The organism is Staphylococcus sp. HMSC059F04 (genome assembly GCF_001812565.1).
In the GTDB taxonomy this organism is placed as follows: Bacteria; Bacillota; Bacilli; order Staphylococcales; family Staphylococcaceae; genus Staphylococcus; species Staphylococcus lugdunensis.
In genome coordinates this window covers 1-17,238 of the sequence record NZ_KV809464.1, presented here as the reverse complement: position 1 = coordinate 17,238, position 17,238 = coordinate 1, and the positions used below count along the sequence as shown (strand labels likewise).

Genomic DNA, 17,238 nt, shown 5'->3' with positions numbered 1-17,238 from the left:
GGATTGAAAATACGCTGATACCAAGCTTTATCAAACCTAGTCAACCTTGGCGGAGCAGGACTACGAATTCATAATGAATTTTTCCCGTTCCCTGCTTATATCAACTCTATATCAATATAATCGAAAGAAGGTTAAATAATGAAAAAGCACATGTTGTTTTCACTTTCCATGTGTGCTGTACTCATCCTAAGTGGTTGTGGGTATCAACACCGTGATAATAAAGAAGTAACATTGTCACTACCACGAGAATTTAATCCTAATCAACTTGATGCACAAGGATTTGATGTACCTATGCCAGTGTATAGTGCAGTGTATCAATCGCTCGTAAAATATGGTGAAAATGGCAAAATAGAACCTGGACTAGCTAAATCATGGGACGTATCAAATGATGGTAAAGATTATACCTTTCATTTAAAACAGCATGTAAAATTTAATGACGGATCTAACTTTGATGCATCAGCAGTCAAATTTTCAATAGAAAGAGCCAAAGCAACTGATAAGACAGATCCTATGGAAACGTTGGATAAACTCAAATCCATTACTGTCAAAGATAAATATACTGTGGAGATTAAACTTAAAAAGCCTTCTAACCAAGTGTTACCAGAGCTTACCCAGATTAGACCACTGCGTGTAATGAGTCCGCATGCAGTTCAAGGCGGTAAAATAACTGGTAAATTTAAGAAAGCAATCGGCACTGGGCCTTTCAAAGTAGCCGGTTCGACAAATGAGACGGTGACGTTTAAACCCAATAAATATTATCGTAATGGCCATCCATTAGATTATCGTCTTACTTTTCAATCGATTGAAGATAGTGATTCAAGACATCTAGCGATTGAAAGTCATTCCATTGACATTACTGGTGGCGCATTAGGTCAGATGACACCGCAACAAGTTAAGGAATCTTATCGTAACAAGCATTTAACCGTACATAAATATCCAAGCACTGAAACGCAATTTATGGGTTTCAATCCAACTAACATAGTATTACAAGATAAAAAGATGCGCGAAGCAATAAGTAAGGTTATCAATGTCAATCATCTTTCTTCAAATAAAACGTTAAAAGGTTTATTCCAAAGTTGCGTGCAATATGTAAATAATGCTAATCAAAATGACCATACGTATGCCCCAGCTGAAGCGCAACGCTTGATTAAGCAATTAGGTTATACAAGAAATGGTGATGGTTACTTCGAAAAGGACGGTAAAGTACTTTCACTGAAACTCGCCCTTCAAACAGACGAATTTCCTGAATGGAAAATGAAAGCTGAAATCATGCAACAAGCATTGAAAAAAGCAGGCATTAAGTTGGATATTAATGTCTTAGATGCACAAACCTATTATGAAACATTGACGGTACGTAAAGACTTCGATCTTATCTATTATCGTAGTTATACGAATGGGTTGATGCCTTATAATTTCTTGAATGCACGTTTTAAACAAAATGGTAAACAGCCAGGGGCTTTTGCGGATGATCAGAAATTAACATCAATGATAGAACAATTTCCTACAATTATTAATACGCATCAACAGCAACAAGCCTTTAACCGATTGTCTAATTATATTGACAGCCAATATCTTGCTGTACCTATCGCATACCCTAATGAAACATTTGTTACGAGTCCTAAGATTAAAGATTTCGACTTCTCTGGACAAACGGACGCACCTATAAACTTTGATAAATTGAAGGTGTCAAATCATGATTAATATCGTTAAACACATCATTAAACTAATGATTTATTTGCTCATTATTTCATTTATACTATTTATTCTGTTAGAAAACACAACCGGCAATCCGGCGATTCAATATTTACATGAACATGGTGTTGCTCAAATTACTCAAGAACGCATCAAGTTTGCGCAAGATAAACTTGGCTTGAGCCAAGCTTTGCCCGTTCGTTATGTTCAATGGGTTGGCAATGCCTGTACTGGTAATTTAGGAACAAGCTTTAGCAATGGTGAACCCGTTACTGAACGAATTATCAAAGCAACTGCGCCAACACTTAAATTAATTTTAGGGTCAGCGATGATTCTATTTCCACTTGGTTATATTATTGGATACATATGTGGGAATCATCCAAATCACCTATGGTCAAAAGTCACTACACGTATTGCTCAAATCATCGCATCATTACCTGAATATTGGTTAGCGATTATCTTTATTTATTACTTTGGCGTAAAGTGGCACTTATTCCCTTTTGTAGGAAGTAATAGTTGGGCTTATTTTGTACTTCCGATTACGATTTTAGTACTCGTTGAAGGGAGCCATATGATTTTATTAAGCAGCCACCTTTTTGAACAAACATTATATAGTCAACCTTATCAATTAGCTCAATTACGTCACTTCAAATTAAAAGATCGTATTTATTTACAACTGAAAGAAATTTTAGCACCGTTGTTGACGATTACAATTAACAATTTCATTCACTTATTTAGTCGTATCATTATTTTAGAAGTAATTTTTAGTATTTCTGGTTTAGGAAAATTATTAATCAATGGTATAAATATGCGTGATTATCCTTTAATTCAAGGTATCTTAATGATGATTATATTCATTATTTTACTTCTCAATTTCTTTGGAGATATTTTACTTGAAAAAAGTGATCCTCGACTAAAAATGTCTAAAACGTTAGGAGGCCATATAACATATGAAAATTAAGTACTGGATATGGCCTGTCATTATTTTAATTCTAATCATGCTTACCTATCTATTATATGATCAAGCAAATATGATTCATCAAACAGCAGCACTTATGCCACCCACTTGGTCACATTGGCTAGGGACAGATCATTTAGGCCGTGACTTTTTAACTCGTCTCTTTGTAGGAAGTATGGTCACATTGGGATTAACCTCGTTTATCTTAATTGGTACGGTGATACTAGGCCTTATTCTAGGTTTATTGTCAGCAATGATTGGTCACTGGTTTGATTCCATCATGATGGCCCTTGCTGATATGTTAATTGCTTTACCAGCCATTATAATTGCCCTCGTTGTACTTGGATTTATGAATAATTCTATTTTTGGCTTATGCTTCGCCTTAATTATTGGCTGGCTAGGACGTTATTTACGTTATTTTAGAAATTTAGCACGCGATGCGCAAAAGCAACCTTTCGTCAAATATGCGCCATTGAGCGGTTTATCTAAGATAGAAACAACTATCTATCATATTGTACCTCATTTATTAAGCAATGTGATGGCCTTAGTTACTGCAGATTTCGGTAAATTAATGCTTAGTATTTCTGGTTTAGCATTTATAGGTTTAGGCGTTAAGCCACCCCTACCTGAGTTAGGCGCCATCCTTTATGATGGTAAGAGTTATTTCTATTCTGCACCTTGGTTATTCTTTTTCCCAGGTGTCTTACTAGGAGGTTTCGCATTGATATGTCAGTATCTCAACCGTCGTTTCATTCATTAAAGTCACTATTACATTTGCAAGATGTCTCTGTCTATCATCATAAAGCTGCTTTACTAAAACAGCTTAATTTAACAGTTAAAGAAGGTAGTTTTCATTGTTTAGTAGGTGAAAGTGGCAGTGGTAAATCTTTATTGACGCGCACCGCACTAAACATGCTACAACCTGAGCTTCACTACACTGGACAAGTGGACATTAACCTTGAAGATACGGATGCAATGTTCCAAGATACAAATAGTAATTTCTTTCAAAATGTGCGTATCCAAAAACATTTCGATGCCTTGTTTGACTCGGTACATTCTAAATTATCAAGACAAGAACAGCATCACTTTGTTGAACGCCAATTTAATCATCTTGGTCTCAAAAACAACTCGAAATTACTTGACTACTACCCTTTTCAACTTAGCGGTGGTATGGCACAGCGCATTGCATTAATTATGTCTATTGTACGAGAAGCCAAATTTCTCATTGCTGATGAACCAACAAGTGCATTAGACTATGATAATCGAAATCATTTAATGCTTTTATTACATCATGTGATACAACAACATGGTATGACAATTCTATTTATTACGCATGATTTAGAACTTGTCATAGATTATGCAACACATATCAGCGTGATGTACGAGGGACAAATCGTTGAAAGTGGTACCTCTAAAGAGGTTTTAACGTCCCCTCAACATCCATATACTCAAAAGTTAATTGACTTAGCAAATAGGAGAACACAATATGTTACAGATTAAGCAATTAAAAAAATCGTATTCTGACAAACAAATATTCACGAACTTCGATTTAACTGTAGGTAATGGTGAGCATTTAATCATTAGCGGCGTAAGCGGGAGTGGTAAGTCTACATTAGCTCAAATCATAGCAGGTCTAGATAAAAACTTTCACGGTAGTGTCAGTTATGACAACTTAGTTCTAGGTAACGTCTCTGACATTGAATGGATGAAATACATTCAATATGTGCCTCAGTATAATGCAAGTACTTTAGACCCTTTAAAGTCAGTGGCATGGATACTTAAACAACCTTTGAAACACTTTGATATACCTGTTAGTGAACATTCAGAGCGACTGCATCAAGTAATGCGACAATGTAAAATAGATGATCATTTACTAAACAAAAGAGTAAGCCACTTAAGTGGCGGCCAATTTCAACGTTTATGGATAGCTAAAGCATTGCTAGTTAATCCCGATATCTTAATATTGGACGAAGCGACAACAAATTTAGATGTCATTAATGAAGAATTGATATTACAAATGTTGCGGGAAATGAAAGACTTGCAACTCATTGTTATCACACACGATCCTTATTTATTAAACAGTCTTCCAGGTAAACATTTAGAAATTGCACATGCGTAAGCAATTGAATATGGTATGAAAATGACTTTATAGATATCAAAGCAGTATATTGATAGTACTAAATCGTCGACTGTCATGACCTACCCAGTATTCTCGTCACAATACGAAATACATTTATTTTGAAAAATAAGACGCTACGTATAATTAAATACACAACACTAATTAAAAAATGCATAACAAAAATGGCAGTTTCTATATTATTTCAATAGAAATTGCCATTTTTCTTTAACTCTAAAACGATTTATGTTCTAAATTATTGCATTTATCTTGATTAATGTTTGTCTGTTTTATGTCCTGTTCTAGATTCTGCTTTGGGCTCTGTTAAGGCAGCCTGACGCAATAAGAAAAAGAGTAATAATAAGCCGGCCAACATACCAGTGTGCCCCATTCCTGCAAAGCCTGAAAATGATTCCGGCACATGTTTACCCATGACTTGGAATGAACCTTTTGTAGCCATCATACCAATTGTAGTCAATACGCCAATATTATAAATTACAAAGAACCAATTAAATAAATAATAGCTACTTAATTGAAAGACTTTTTCCAGCCCAATAAGTATTAAAAACATGAACATGCCTAAAATCAATGTATGTGTATGTACGACTGATAATTGTGTATCACCAGTAAAGTTATATGCTTTTGTCAATTCCCGATAGTAAAAGCCACTTAATAAACCTACAATCATATACGTTAAAAATGCATAAAGTAATCTGCGCATCTTCAATCCTCCCTCACATTCTTATTATAAAATAAAATGAATTTCTTTAAAGTGACAAAATAAAGAATGTTCCACTTTTATGTCCCAGACTGTTCTTTTTTTACAATAAAGAAGCCAGTAAATGAAATCATAAAAATCATTTACTGGCTATTTTTCTAGGAATCATGCCCCTGATTACACTTTACTACTCTGCTTCTATTAATGCACTTTTATCAATGGTAAGTTGATTGCGTGATAAGTAAACAATGAACATAGCTAACAATGAACAAATTGTTTCAGCCACAAGTAATGACCATACTACACCTGTTAAACCGAAGTATTTATCTAACACAAAGAGCACTGGAATAATAATAAGTCCTTGTGCTAACGCCATAATCATCGCACCACGCCCTTGACCTGTCGCTTGTAACATCCCAGTGAATAAGAAACCAATACCATTTAGTAATAATGATGTCATCGTTACTTTTAACATAAAGGTTGCTAAAGCCACAATGTGTATATCGGTACTAAATAGTTGAACAATTGATGTACCAAACAACATCACGATAACCATGCTTACTGCGAAAATCACACCAATTGAAAGTACAACCGCTTCAATCGTATGTTTCATTCGTTCTTTATTTGACATAAAATTATAAGCAATAAGCGGTACAACACCTTCAGCTAAGCCCATAATAATAAGTTCAGGAAATTGTACTAATCTAAATGAAATACCATAACTTGCAATCGCTTCGTTACCATATTTAGCTAAAAACAAATTGAGTATAAGTCCTGTAATACCCATTAAAACAACCATTAAGAAAGCAGGAATACCGATTTTAAAGATATCAACCATAACTTCTTTGCTTGGCAACGCTTCTTTAATATTTGCTGAAATAATATCCTTTTTTACTACAAAATAAATAATAAAGAATAATGCAGCTACAACATTTGAAATTGCTGTTCCTAAAGCAGCTCCTACAACATCTAAATGAAAGCCAAAGATTAAAATAGGGTCTAGAATCATATTTAATACCACACTAGAAAGCATACCTGCCATAGATATCATTGGTTTACCAATTGCTCTAGCAAATTGTTCTAACACAAAGAATAATATGACAGCTGGTGAACTCAAAAACATCACTTTCAAAAAAGAACTCGTAAAGTGTACAGTCTCTCCACTTGCTCCCAACACTTGTGCGATTTGATCTGTAAATGGAAAGGCAAGTGCAGCTACAATAATACCTAATATAAGGCTACTATATATTGAAAAACTACTAATCACTTTACTTTTACTATAATCTTTCGCACCTAACATACGAGAAATAAACGTTCCCCCACCTACGCCAAATAAATTACCAAAAGCCATTAACAAAGCAAAAATCGGCATTGTTAAAGAAATTGCAGAAATCATATGACTGTTATCTAAAAATCCAATAAAGTAAATATTTAAAATACCATATATCACACTTAATAATGAACCAATCATCATAGGTAATGAAAAGTGCATCATAGATTTAAATATGGGTGCTTGTTCAAAATAATATATTTGTTCGTCTTTCATTTTCAAATTCTCCCTTAAATTAATTCGATATCTAATAATTAGATATCTAACTATATATTTAAAATTTAAAGTGACCATGATAGCCATGTATCACTTATTATTATGACTCTATTGCTAAATTGTTTAACATTCGTTTAAAGTAATTTTGTAATTGTAGCTTTTCAACATCAGAAAAATCTTCTAACATTTTTTGTTCAACTTCATCAAATATACCGATAAATGATTCTACAAAAGCTGTTCCTTCTGTCGTTAAGCGTAATATTTTACGTCTTGAATCTTGTGCATCAACCGTACGATAAATCAAATCCATCTTTTCCAAATTCTTTACTGTTGCACTAACAGTAGCGCCTTTACGATTAAAGGCTTTAGAAAGATCTTGTTGTGAAATCCCATCATGTTGATGACGATATAGATAGCCTAGTGTATGGCTTTGTTCTTGTGTAATGCCATACTCATCAAGCTTACGATCAGCATAACGTTTCATCTCATGTGCGAGTGTTCTGATTAAATATTGATACGTATAATTCATATTATGACCTCATTAGTTAGATATCTAACGATTATCATACGCTCTTTTTTAAAATAGTCAACCGATATATTAAAGTTTAAATTTTCAGTTTATATTCAACTGTTGCCGAATGCCCATTAGGGACATCATTATGTTTTAGGCTATGAACTAGATTTCGGCAGTAGTTGACTGGACTGAAAATACGCTTATACCAAGCTTTTTCAATCCTAGTCAACCTTGCCGGGGGGGACTATAAATTCATAATCCATTCTGTCCCGCTCCGAAGAAACGCAAAATGCTAATCACTGCACTTTGCGTTTCAAATTTTATATTGTAAATGTATTAATATCTTATGATGGTACTTCGGTACGTTTTGTACTGTGTTTTCTCACTAAAGCTGCAACTAAACTTGAAATCGCTCCAAAAATCATAAAGCCAATCAACATCCATATCGTTGTTGAAAATTCGATTTGATGATTTAAATAAATCAATTCCTTCAAACTTGTGGCGTAATGCGTGAACGGATTCCAATCATAAGCATAATGTTGATAGCCTTTAGGTAACATTTGTTTTGGTAATGTGACCATTTGCATACTAAAGAACATTAGAATGAAGAATAATGGTATTGATTTCATTCCTAACCACACCATCACACCTAAAATCAATCCTACAAATCCAAGAATTGACAAACCTACAAACACTGCAATACGCACAGGATGATCAAAGTCAAAGCCAAGTACATCTTTCATAAAATAAATATAAGCAAAGCTACCAGCAAATGCTGATACCGCAGCCATAATCATTTGACCAAATGAAGCGATGACTCTATGCTGAATTGCAAAGTTATTACTCGTTCTAAAGGCAAAGAATAATAAGATAGAAATAACTAATGAGCCTATCCATACTGGCATAAACATTAAGAATGGTGCATTACCTCCACCTTGATGGTCTTTCACTTTATTTACTGTATGACTATCCACGTTTACTGGATTCGTTAATCCTTCGATATCACTTGCTTTAACATCAACATGCTGTTGTTCCAAAGTATTAATGCTTTGTTTTGTAATTTGTTGGTTAATATTTTGCCCCATTTTCGTTAAAACGCTATTAGCCAATTGTGAACCTTGCAAACTTGAACCTTGGCTGACATACGTTTTAAATTGAGCTTGTTTCACGTCAACTTTTTGGTTACCCATCTTTTTCTGCATTTGTTGCACAGCTTGTGGTGGAATTTCACCAGATGCAACCTTTTCTTTCATTTCTGCTTTTTTACTATCCATCACAATCTTTTGCGTTTTGCTCATCGCATTTTTAGAAAAGTCTTTATTGAAGACAGCAGCACCGTAATATTTTTCATCCTTCATGCCTTGCTTTAAGTCTGCTTCATTTTTAACTTTAACCCATTTAATGGTGTCTGAGTCACTATTTAATAATTTATCTTCTAATTTATCTCCAATATTTACTTTTTTACCTTGTATATTAATACCTTCATCATGATTAACAATTGCGATAGGCATTTCTTTAGGTTTTGGATTATATGCTGGATAAAACGCTAATGAAAAGATGATTAATAGTAAAATCCCTGCAATAGGCGCAATCCATAATAATTTGCTTTTAAAAATATTCATCAAACTTACCTCCTTTATAAAACAACGTGTTGAATATTTATCACGTTGTTTATTATAATAGGTATGAACAAATAAACAATAAGCAATGTATGACAAAGTGTACGTTAATGAACACATTCATTCAATTTGTCTTATAACTAGGAGGTTTCAGTAATCGTGAAAGAAGATCGTCGCATTAGACGGACTAAATCTGCCATTAAAGAAGCATTTATTGATTTGTTAAATGAAAAAGAAATCGAAAAAATTACGATACAAGATATTACCAAACGTGCCGATATTAATCGGGGGACCTTTTATTTACACTTTGAAGATAAGTATCTACTATTAGATGAAATGGAAAATGAATGTATCGCTGAAATTTCCAATGTAACAGAATTTTACAATGTCTTAGGTAACGATGCTGAAGAAACGGGACGCTTATTTATTAAAAATGTACTAACTACTATTTTTCATCATATTGATCGTAACATCAACTTTTATCGCACAATTTTAAAATTAGACCGTACAAGTCGCTTGGAAGAAAAAATGAATTCATTATTCAAAGAAAACATGCAAAATTATTTGAGTGTAGACCATGTTATCGCTGGCATACCCGAAATGTATTTCTATAGGTATGTGTCCGGTGCCACGATTTCGGTAATGAAGTATTGGGTTCAAGACCCCGAACGCTTGCCTGTGGATGAACTGATTTTATATATTTATAAAATTGTCTACAATGGCCCCTTACGTCTTTTATCAGAACATCGCCATCATATGCATCAACATGATTGAGCACAAAAAGTTAAAGTGTGGTAAAGTATTAACAACTTAGTAAGTAATATTGAAAGGAATCAGTAAGTATGATTGCAGCATACAAACATTTAACACAAAATGAAATAGTAGAAACAGATTTGGACCACGCACCTTCTTGGATTAACGTTGTAGAACCTGACCGTGATGAGGCAGATGCGCTAATTGAGCGTTATCAAATTCCCGAAGACTTTATACGTGACCCTTTAGACGCAGAAGAAAGTGCACGTATTGAGTATGACGAAGACTCTGGTTATTCACTAATTATTATTGACTTACCTATTGTCAATTCAACCAATCGACGTGTGCTGTCATTTGTCACGATTCCACTAGGTATTATTATTGGAAATGGCATCATTATGACTGTCTGTGATGCTGAAAATGAATTTTTAGAACATTTTGCGCGACAACAAGATATTAATCTGAAATTCCATAGTCGTTTTGCTTTAAATATATTATTAACCATTGCGAATCATTATAATCGCAACTTGCGTTTGTTGAACAAATCAAGAATTCGCATTGAACGTGAATTGAAAAATAATATTACGAATCGTCAACTATATAATTTGATGGAAGTTGAGAAAAGTTTAGTTTATTTCTTAGCTGCATTAAAAGGAAATGATACAATTATCAAAAAATTATTCCGTTTACCTGCGATTAAACGTTTTGAAGAAGATGAAGATTTATTAGAAGACTTAATGATTGAAAACAATCAAGCGATTGAAACAACAGAATTGTATACACGTATTTTAGAAAGTATTACCACGTCATATGCTTCATTGTTGTCTAATGAAATGAACAATATTATGAAAACTTTAACGTTGTTTACCGTATTACTGACCTTACCAACTTTAGTCTTTAGCTTCTTTGGTATGAACGTCCCGTTACCGATTGACGATCACAGTTACGCCTCTTGGATTATCGTTATAGTCGTATCATTAATTTTAGTCACAATTGTTGGCATCTTTTTATGGCGCAAACAAAAAATATAATAAACAGGTTAGGACATAAATCCGAAAAAAACGGCAGTAAGATGATTTTCAATTAGAAATTATCTTACTGCTGTTTTCTATTTACAATACGACACATGAAAACATTTTTGGCGTTGTAATTTTAAGACGTTATATTTATGTCTTAAACAATTTTCTATGATTTAACGTCTTGATAAGCTTTTCTACGTGATAATATAATAGTCAGCCCTGCTGCGATGATAAACGAAATCACCATTCCAATAAAGTAATGTAACCATCCACTATGAGATGCGCTGATTGAAATAAATCCAGGTAACCCCGCTGTACCAAGCGCAATGGCTTTAACTTTAAAGAATGAAATATAAGCTGCTCCAAAGGCTGAGCCAACAATTGCTCCAATAAATGGGTATCTTAATTTTAAATTAACCCCAAACATGGCTGGTTCAGTAATACCAAGTAACGCTGAAATTCCAGCAGCAGATGCTACACCTTTTAATTTTTTATTTTGTTTAATAATAAAGAAAGCTGCTAACGCTGCACCACCTTGTGCCACGTTTGACATCGTCGCAATTGGAAAGATAAATGAACCTCCTGTATTTTTCACATCTGCAATCAGTGTTGTTTCAACAGCAATAAAGCTATGATGCATGCCTGTAATAACGATTGGAGCATAGAATAAACCAAAGATAAAGCCACCAATCGCACCTCCAAATTCATATAACCATGTTAAACCATCAGATAACCAATAGCCTAACTGACGTGTAATCGGTCCAACAAATAAAAATGTTAAAAATGCTGTTGATAAAATAGCTAATAAAGGTGTTAATAGGTTATCTAATACCGTTGGAATGACTTTACGTAGTCCTTTTTCAATATTTGCTAAAATATAAGCTGCAAATAACATAGGTAATACTTGGCCTTGATAACCTACTTGATTAATATGTAATCCAAAGATATCCCAATGTGGTATCGCTTTTCCCGCTTCCACTGCCTTTGGAAAATCATAGGCACTCATCAATGATGGATGTACTAAAATCATCCCTAACGCTGCCCCTAAAAATGGATTTCCACCAAAGCGTTTAGCTGCACTAAATCCAATTAAAATTGGCAATAACGTAAATGGTGCATTGGCAAAGATATCTATCATACTTGCTAAACCAGCGAATTGGTCATGCTTTTCAATAAGCGATTGACCTTTATAGAACAAATCTGGCGCGGTTAAAATATTATTAATCCCCATTAATAAACCGCCAGCAACAATCGCTGGAATAATCGGAACAAAAATATCAGATAACATTTTGACAAAACGTTGTAGTGGATTCAAATTTTTAGCAGATTTCTCTTTAACTTCTGAAGTTGTTGAAGCTTCTTTTCCTGTTATTTTTTCTAGTTCAGCAAACACATGGTTTACGGTGCCTGACCCAATAATAATTTGATATTGTCCGCCTGTTGAAAACGTACCTTTCACTACATCCATTTGTCCCAATTTCGCTTCATCAACAATACTTTCATCCTTTAATACGAGTCTGAGCCTAGTTGCACAGTGTGCCATGGCTTCTAAATTCTCTTCACCACCTATAGCTTCAAGAATTTCTTGTGCCGCTTGTTTATAATTCATGCAAGATGCCTCCTTTAAAAATAGAACCGGTTCCAATAACTCACTTTTATTGTAAACGCATACAATTACAAAAGCAATAGTTGCCACAAAATTTTAACTAATTAAATCTTTTAAATATGGATAAAAATGCTATAACTAATGTAAGGAGTCGATACGATGAAAACACGTGGTAAAATCGAACAATTATGGCGCCAAGAAAAATATCATGTGATGATGCATAGTCAACAACATTATAATCATATACGTGCAATGCTTAAATCAACACCAACTTATGCTGAGGTTGAATCAGCAATCAATGAAGCACTGTCACAATCCCCTACAATGGGAAGTATGATTAATTGCTACGATCATATGTGGGGCTATTTTAAATCCAAAGCAACTGACACAGAAAAACAACATGCACAATACTTAAAGCACGCTTTTCAACAACAGCAAGTGTCATTTGATGTGTTATTAACATTTATAAAATCATTAGCTGACCGTTATCATGTACACTATTTACAACAGAGTCATATATTACAACAGCGCCCTCATCAATAATATTTTGATAAGGGCGCTTTGGATATCCATGGGCTGTTATTTAACACAAAATTTCTATAATAAACAATATTGAATTAAGAAGAAGTAAACCATATAGAAAATTCGTTTATAAATATGAACCGCTGACGATACATTAACATCTATGTCTGGGGAGTATTGACAACTGTAATGATATCTTATTACTACTTATACTTAATGATTAGGTTGCGCTAGAAGCTATTCTCTGCTGCTGATTCTGTGTATGTGATGCATAAGTCATTCTACAATCATGACAACGTCTCATGATGTTATTCTATGATGTTTGTTCTATAAAATATGTGACGTCATTTAATTGAATAATAACTATAAGCCTGCTTCTGTTGCCATATACATTACATGATGATTTGCGATGTCAATTGTCGTAACAGGTTCGTGACATTGTTCATTGCTGTTGTTCATAGGTGCTATTGTGTTAAATCACATTACCAATTTGATTCAAATTGATATCTTTATTATGCACAAAAAAGCATGTTTGCAACCTATTAAAAATTTCCAAAATGTAAACACCATATTTCTAATTCGACTTTTAAGTTGTGCAAAACTGAAAATTTTAAGCTATTTTTCATGAAATTTGCTATATTTTTTTAAAATTTACTATTACTATTTAGGTTTCTTTCCGCTATAATAGCAAATATTATTCACAAAACATGACTTTTTCTTGTTGCGTGTACACGAATTTTATTTTAGGAGACCATATTAAATGACTTGCAATTTAGTAATACATGAACGTTTATCAAGCGCTCCCTCGCGCAACATTAATCAAATTATTTTACTTTTTTCATTAACTAATGAACTTCGCATGACAATAAATAGCTAGACCTTTGACTTGGACAATCATATCGCCATCATTAACCATGGAGATATATTTAATACTGAACAAGGTCAAAATATCGTAGAACTTCGCATTCCACTCGTGTATTTTTATATGAAAGATACTCAATTCTTTTATCACTATTTTGATCGACATCTGTTGCAATCAAACTTGTACATTAAATCACTATTATTTAATCGTATCCATCAGCATGTTAGTGATGAGATTGACGATGATGATACGATATCAAAGATTATCCAAACACTTTTTAAAGAAGCAGTAGTGAAGCATCCATCTTTATATACACCTCGTATGTCAGTCAATCATCCGAGTTTCACTAAGGCGTTAACATTTATCAATCAGCACGTGTTATCTTATATTACTTTAAGTGATGTCGCACAGCATTGTAATATTTCCGAATCTTATTGTTCAAATCTTTTCGGTCGTTATTTGCATATGAATTTCAAAGAATATTACACAACGTTAAAACTATGTCGCGCACTTCATTTGCTGTTAACAACTCGTTATTCTATTAGTGCAATAGCGACAGAAATTGGTTTTACAAGCCATACTAATTTTACAAATCAATTTAAAAAGTTTTTAAACTTTAGTCCAAAACAATTTCGTATCCGACTGCAAAACATTGTGGACAAACCACAATTACATTTTACTCAAGCTATTCCAGATCATCTTTTGTCCTATATTAATCAAAATACACGACTTGAACAATTAGCTATTGAAACGACTAATATTCATATTGATCATTTCAAACCACAACAACAGACACAAACTGCAACTGCTTTTATTCGCTTCAACACGTTTAATGAACTCTTTCATTATCTTTTCAATGAATATTACAATATTGACTTATCGTATTTACCGCATCCTACTGTGCTAATCAATGACTTGTCTAATGATTGGATGCAACATTTAAATCAAAATTTACTCAATCTAAGTATTGAAAAGTTGTTTGATAAGAACATCAGCTTAGCGTTAACCATTAAAAGTAAGCAACAATTTGATAGTGTGTATCAAATGATTTTAAATTTCTTAAACGACACACAAGATTATAAGAAACATCTGAAACAAGTTAAGTTTATGCTGATATTTGATAGTGCATCCATGACACCACACGATATCCATCTTGCACATTTAAAGCTTAAAAATAAACATAAAAATATTAAATATGGCCTTATCATAGATGGTTTACTGCGTCATTTTAAAACAGTTCAGGAGACGTATGACTTAATGCACAGAATGAACTTTCATTTTTACTTTATTGATATAGAGAATACCAACATCAAAAATTTACTTGTTGATAAAACGAAAGGTTTCACACATACAGCAACGCATTTTGAAAACTATTTGCGCTTTATACAAGAATCACAAATACCTTCTTATAAATTTGTGTATAGTCACCTCTCAAAGCGGTGCTTTAAATATACGAATAATGGAAGTCTTCCATTACAATTATCTGATTTAGTTTGTCATCTTACACAATTGATGAAATATGGCGGTGGTATTTGTTATCGTCTCTTTGAAGATGACTCCCTTGACATTGCTCTATTTAACAAATATGGTAGTTTGAAACCGATTATGCACTTATATCAATTTGTTGCTGCTTTTATGAATGAACCGATCGAAATTACAAATAATTATATGTTAAGTCGTAAAGATGGGGATTATCACTTTTTAATCTTTAATAAAATAAATGACCGTTATTTATCAGACAATAAACAAATTTTCAAATTAAATAACCGGTTAAATACGCAAACACAATTCATTATGCAGACATTAAATCACGAGCATGGCATGATAGCCAACTTATTACCTCAAGATAATAATCCACGATATATAGAAAAGCATATTTTGAAACATTTAGACCGCAGTAACTATCCTAAAACTGAATTATATATTCAGCAAATACAGCATGAAACGCGAGAAATTACATTAAAGCACGATGAAGTCAAATACTTGTGTATCAAGCCAACCTAAGTAAAGATCAACGTTTATTTCTAATTATTTTGGGCAATACCATTATTAAGGAGATGATTCATTTGGATAAAGCACAAGCAATACAAGAGATGACTGATGTCTTAAACACTTCTAAAGTAGGCGTACTTTCTACGGCCTATCATAATCAGCCAAACAGTAGATACATGGTATTTTACAATGATGGCCTTGAGCTATACACTAAGACTAATATTAATTCAATCAAAGTAGCTGAAATACAAAATAATCCTCGTGCCTATATCTTGTTAGGATATAACGATACGAAACAGCGTAGCTTCGTAGAAATTGATGCCAACATCGAAGTTGTAACAGACCAACAAACGATTGATTGGCTATGGGAAACACAAGATAAAAGTTTCTTTTCTTCTAAAGATGATCCTGAATTATGTGTCTTAAAAGTGACGCCTAAAACAATTAAATTAATGAATGATCCTGATTTAGATACCCCAGCAACACTGGACTTATCCGAATAAGCGAATTAACAATTAAAGGAAAGCCTGTTATCTTGAAATATAAGACAAACAAGCTTTCCTTTTGTATTTACTGATTAAAGCATAAACATGTTATCAAATTTTGACATTTTTAAATTTTAAGTCAGATTTAAAATAATTCAATATTGCATTCTTTGAGCAGGTCTTGTATAAATAAAATAACAATATATAAAGGAGATTCTAACATGAAAAGTAAAAAGGGATTAGGAATTACATTAATCGTAGTAATGCTTATTGCTTGCGTTGTTTTAGTTGTTCTCATGATGACTGGCGCTAAGAAAGATACGTATTACGGTATTATGAAAAATGATACAACAATTGAGAAAATGGTTAGTGAAAAAGACCAAAAGGTAGAAAAAAATGTCAAACTTCCAAAAGACACAGATGCAAACGTTCATAAAGGAGATTTTGTCTTGCTTGTTAAAAATGAAAATTCAGACGAATTCTCTCGTGTATCTAAAGTGAAACATGATGATATTCCACACGGTTTAATGATGAAAATTCACGACATGAAACATATGCATCATTAATTTTGCATAGAATACAATAAATCCCCAGCTTGATTGTATACTGAACCCCAATAGTTGTAATTGGTTCAGCACATACTTAGCTGGAGCCCTTGACTGGATTGAAAATATGCTGATTCAATCCTAGTCAATCTAGCCGGGGTCTGGGACATTAAGTTCTTAAACAATGTAAAAAAGACAATTTCTATTATAATTATTTGATAGAAATTGTCTTTCTCTTATGTATTAGATAATGTACTGCTCGTTATCATTTTAGGGGGATAAGATGTAGCC

15 protein-coding genes and 1 pseudogene are annotated in these 17,238 nt (G+C 33.2%); 11 read left to right on the top strand and 5 right to left on the bottom strand.

Annotated elements, in window-relative coordinates:
• The first annotated feature begins 138 nt into the window (after positions 1-138).
• Genes HMPREF2864_RS02735 through HMPREF2864_RS02715 form a run of 5 tightly spaced genes read left to right on the top strand, consistent with a single transcriptional unit; the run spans position 139 to position 4,769 of the window.
• The gene (locus HMPREF2864_RS02735; RefSeq protein ID WP_070544971.1) at positions 139-1,701 is read left to right on the top strand and encodes an ABC transporter substrate-binding protein; all 1,563 of its coding nucleotides are present in this window, start codon (positions 139-141) and stop codon (positions 1,699-1,701) included.
• Complete coding sequence (locus HMPREF2864_RS02730; RefSeq protein WP_070544970.1) at positions 1,694-2,653, top strand: ABC transporter permease; 960 nt, start codon at positions 1,694-1,696, stop codon at positions 2,651-2,653. Before HMPREF2864_RS02735 ends, HMPREF2864_RS02730 begins: the two co-directional genes overlap by 8 nt.
• On the top strand, positions 2,643-3,410 hold the full coding sequence (locus HMPREF2864_RS02725) for an ABC transporter permease (RefSeq protein ID WP_070544969.1): 768 nt from the start codon (positions 2,643-2,645) through the stop codon (positions 3,408-3,410). The genes HMPREF2864_RS02730 and HMPREF2864_RS02725 overlap by 11 nt, the downstream gene beginning before the upstream one ends.
• Positions 3,377-4,150 (top strand): ATP-binding cassette domain-containing protein, encoded by a 774-nt coding sequence (locus HMPREF2864_RS02720; protein ID WP_070544968.1) that lies wholly within the window; start codon positions 3,377-3,379, stop codon positions 4,148-4,150. Before HMPREF2864_RS02725 ends, HMPREF2864_RS02720 begins: the two co-directional genes overlap by 34 nt.
• The gene (locus HMPREF2864_RS02715) at positions 4,137-4,769 is read left to right on the top strand and encodes an ATP-binding cassette domain-containing protein (RefSeq protein ID WP_070544967.1); all 633 of its coding nucleotides are present in this window, start codon (positions 4,137-4,139) and stop codon (positions 4,767-4,769) included. Before HMPREF2864_RS02720 ends, HMPREF2864_RS02715 begins: the two co-directional genes overlap by 14 nt.
• A 271-nt stretch (positions 4,770-5,040) precedes the next feature.
• On the opposite strand, the gene HMPREF2864_RS02710 is transcribed toward HMPREF2864_RS02715, so the two are convergent.
• The 4 genes from HMPREF2864_RS02710 to HMPREF2864_RS02695 form a co-directional block, all read right to left on the bottom strand.
• Positions 5,041-5,487: a DUF2871 domain-containing protein gene (locus HMPREF2864_RS02710; protein ID WP_002460251.1), complete on the bottom strand. Its 447-nt coding sequence runs from the start codon at positions 5,485-5,487 to the stop codon at positions 5,041-5,043.
• 184 nt (positions 5,488-5,671) lie between these two features.
• Entirely contained in the window at positions 5,672-7,030 is a 1,359-nt protein-coding gene (locus HMPREF2864_RS02705) for an MATE family efflux transporter (RefSeq protein ID WP_070544966.1), read from the bottom strand.
• A 100-nt stretch (positions 7,031-7,130) separates the two neighbouring features.
• A complete protein-coding gene (locus HMPREF2864_RS02700; protein WP_002460253.1) occupies positions 7,131-7,559 on the bottom strand; it encodes a MarR family winged helix-turn-helix transcriptional regulator in 429 nt (142 codons plus the stop codon).
• Positions 7,560-7,888: 329 nt separating this feature from the next.
• Positions 7,889-9,166 carry a YhgE/Pip domain-containing protein gene (locus HMPREF2864_RS02695; protein ID WP_002478717.1) on the bottom strand — a complete coding sequence of 426 codons (1,278 nt, stop codon included), beginning with the start codon at positions 9,164-9,166 and terminating at the stop codon, positions 7,889-7,891.
• A 156-nt stretch (positions 9,167-9,322) separates the two neighbouring features.
• Here HMPREF2864_RS02695 and HMPREF2864_RS02690 point away from each other — a divergent pair, with 156 nt between their 5' ends.
• Positions 9,323-9,937, top strand: coding sequence for a TetR/AcrR family transcriptional regulator (locus tag HMPREF2864_RS02690; RefSeq protein WP_002460256.1), 615 nt, complete (start codon positions 9,323-9,325; stop codon positions 9,935-9,937).
• A 68-nt stretch (positions 9,938-10,005) separates the two neighbouring features.
• Positions 10,006-10,947 (top strand): magnesium transporter CorA family protein, encoded by a 942-nt coding sequence (locus tag HMPREF2864_RS02685; protein ID WP_002460258.1) that lies wholly within the window; start codon positions 10,006-10,008, stop codon positions 10,945-10,947.
• 154 nt (positions 10,948-11,101) lie between these two features.
• On the opposite strand, the gene HMPREF2864_RS02680 is transcribed toward HMPREF2864_RS02685, so the two are convergent.
• The gene (locus tag HMPREF2864_RS02680) at positions 11,102-12,544 is read right to left on the bottom strand and encodes a sucrose-specific PTS transporter subunit IIBC (RefSeq protein ID WP_002478716.1); all 1,443 of its coding nucleotides are present in this window, start codon (positions 12,542-12,544) and stop codon (positions 11,102-11,104) included.
• Between the two features lie 156 nt (positions 12,545-12,700).
• On the opposite strand from HMPREF2864_RS02680, the gene HMPREF2864_RS02675 reads away from it, so the two are divergent.
• From HMPREF2864_RS02675 to HMPREF2864_RS02660, 4 genes and pseudogenes are all read left to right on the top strand, one after another.
• Positions 12,701-13,084, top strand: coding sequence for a YbgA family protein (locus tag HMPREF2864_RS02675; protein ID WP_002492829.1), 384 nt, complete (start codon positions 12,701-12,703; stop codon positions 13,082-13,084).
• A 739-nt stretch (positions 13,085-13,823) separates the two neighbouring features.
• A pseudogene (rsp, locus tag HMPREF2864_RS02670) lies at positions 13,824-15,929 on the top strand (AraC family transcriptional regulator Rsp).
• 62 nt (positions 15,930-15,991) lie between these two features.
• Positions 15,992-16,420: a pyridoxamine 5'-phosphate oxidase family protein gene (locus tag HMPREF2864_RS02665; protein ID WP_002478713.1), complete on the top strand. Its 429-nt coding sequence runs from the start codon at positions 15,992-15,994 to the stop codon at positions 16,418-16,420.
• Positions 16,421-16,623: 203 nt separating this feature from the next.
• Positions 16,624-16,968: a DUF4889 domain-containing protein gene (locus HMPREF2864_RS02660; protein WP_002460263.1), complete on the top strand. Its 345-nt coding sequence runs from the start codon at positions 16,624-16,626 to the stop codon at positions 16,966-16,968.
• Positions 16,969-17,238 lie beyond the last annotated feature (270 nt).

Bases quoted from the DNA above. Each gene is read 5' to 3' on its own strand.
- HMPREF2864_RS02735 (WP_070544971.1), top strand. From the start codon at position 139: ATGAAAAAGCACATGTTGTTTTCACTTTCCATGTGTGCTGTACTCATC.
- HMPREF2864_RS02730 (WP_070544970.1), top strand. From the start codon at position 1,694: ATGATTAATATCGTTAAACACATCATTAAACTAATGATTTATTTGCTC.
- HMPREF2864_RS02725 (WP_070544969.1), top strand. From the start codon at position 2,643: ATGAAAATTAAGTACTGGATATGGCCTGTCATTATTTTAATTCTAATC.
- HMPREF2864_RS02720 (WP_070544968.1), top strand. From the start codon at position 3,377: ATGTCAGTATCTCAACCGTCGTTTCATTCATTAAAGTCACTATTACAT.
- HMPREF2864_RS02715 (WP_070544967.1), top strand. From the start codon at position 4,137: ATGTTACAGATTAAGCAATTAAAAAAATCGTATTCTGACAAACAAATA.
- HMPREF2864_RS02710 (WP_002460251.1), bottom strand. From the start codon at position 5,487: ATGCGCAGATTACTTTATGCATTTTTAACGTATATGATTGTAGGTTTA.
- HMPREF2864_RS02705 (WP_070544966.1), bottom strand. From the start codon at position 7,030: ATGAAAGACGAACAAATATATTATTTTGAACAAGCACCCATATTTAAA.
- HMPREF2864_RS02700 (WP_002460253.1), bottom strand. From the start codon at position 7,559: ATGAATTATACGTATCAATATTTAATCAGAACACTCGCACATGAGATG.
- HMPREF2864_RS02695 (WP_002478717.1), bottom strand. From the start codon at position 9,166: ATGAATATTTTTAAAAGCAAATTATTATGGATTGCGCCTATTGCAGGG.
- HMPREF2864_RS02685 (WP_002460258.1), top strand. From the start codon at position 10,006: ATGATTGCAGCATACAAACATTTAACACAAAATGAAATAGTAGAAACA.
- HMPREF2864_RS02680 (WP_002478716.1), bottom strand. From the start codon at position 12,544: ATGAATTATAAACAAGCGGCACAAGAAATTCTTGAAGCTATAGGTGGT.
- HMPREF2864_RS02675 (WP_002492829.1), top strand. From the start codon at position 12,701: ATGAAAACACGTGGTAAAATCGAACAATTATGGCGCCAAGAAAAATAT.
- HMPREF2864_RS02660 (WP_002460263.1), top strand. From the start codon at position 16,624: ATGAAAAGTAAAAAGGGATTAGGAATTACATTAATCGTAGTAATGCTT.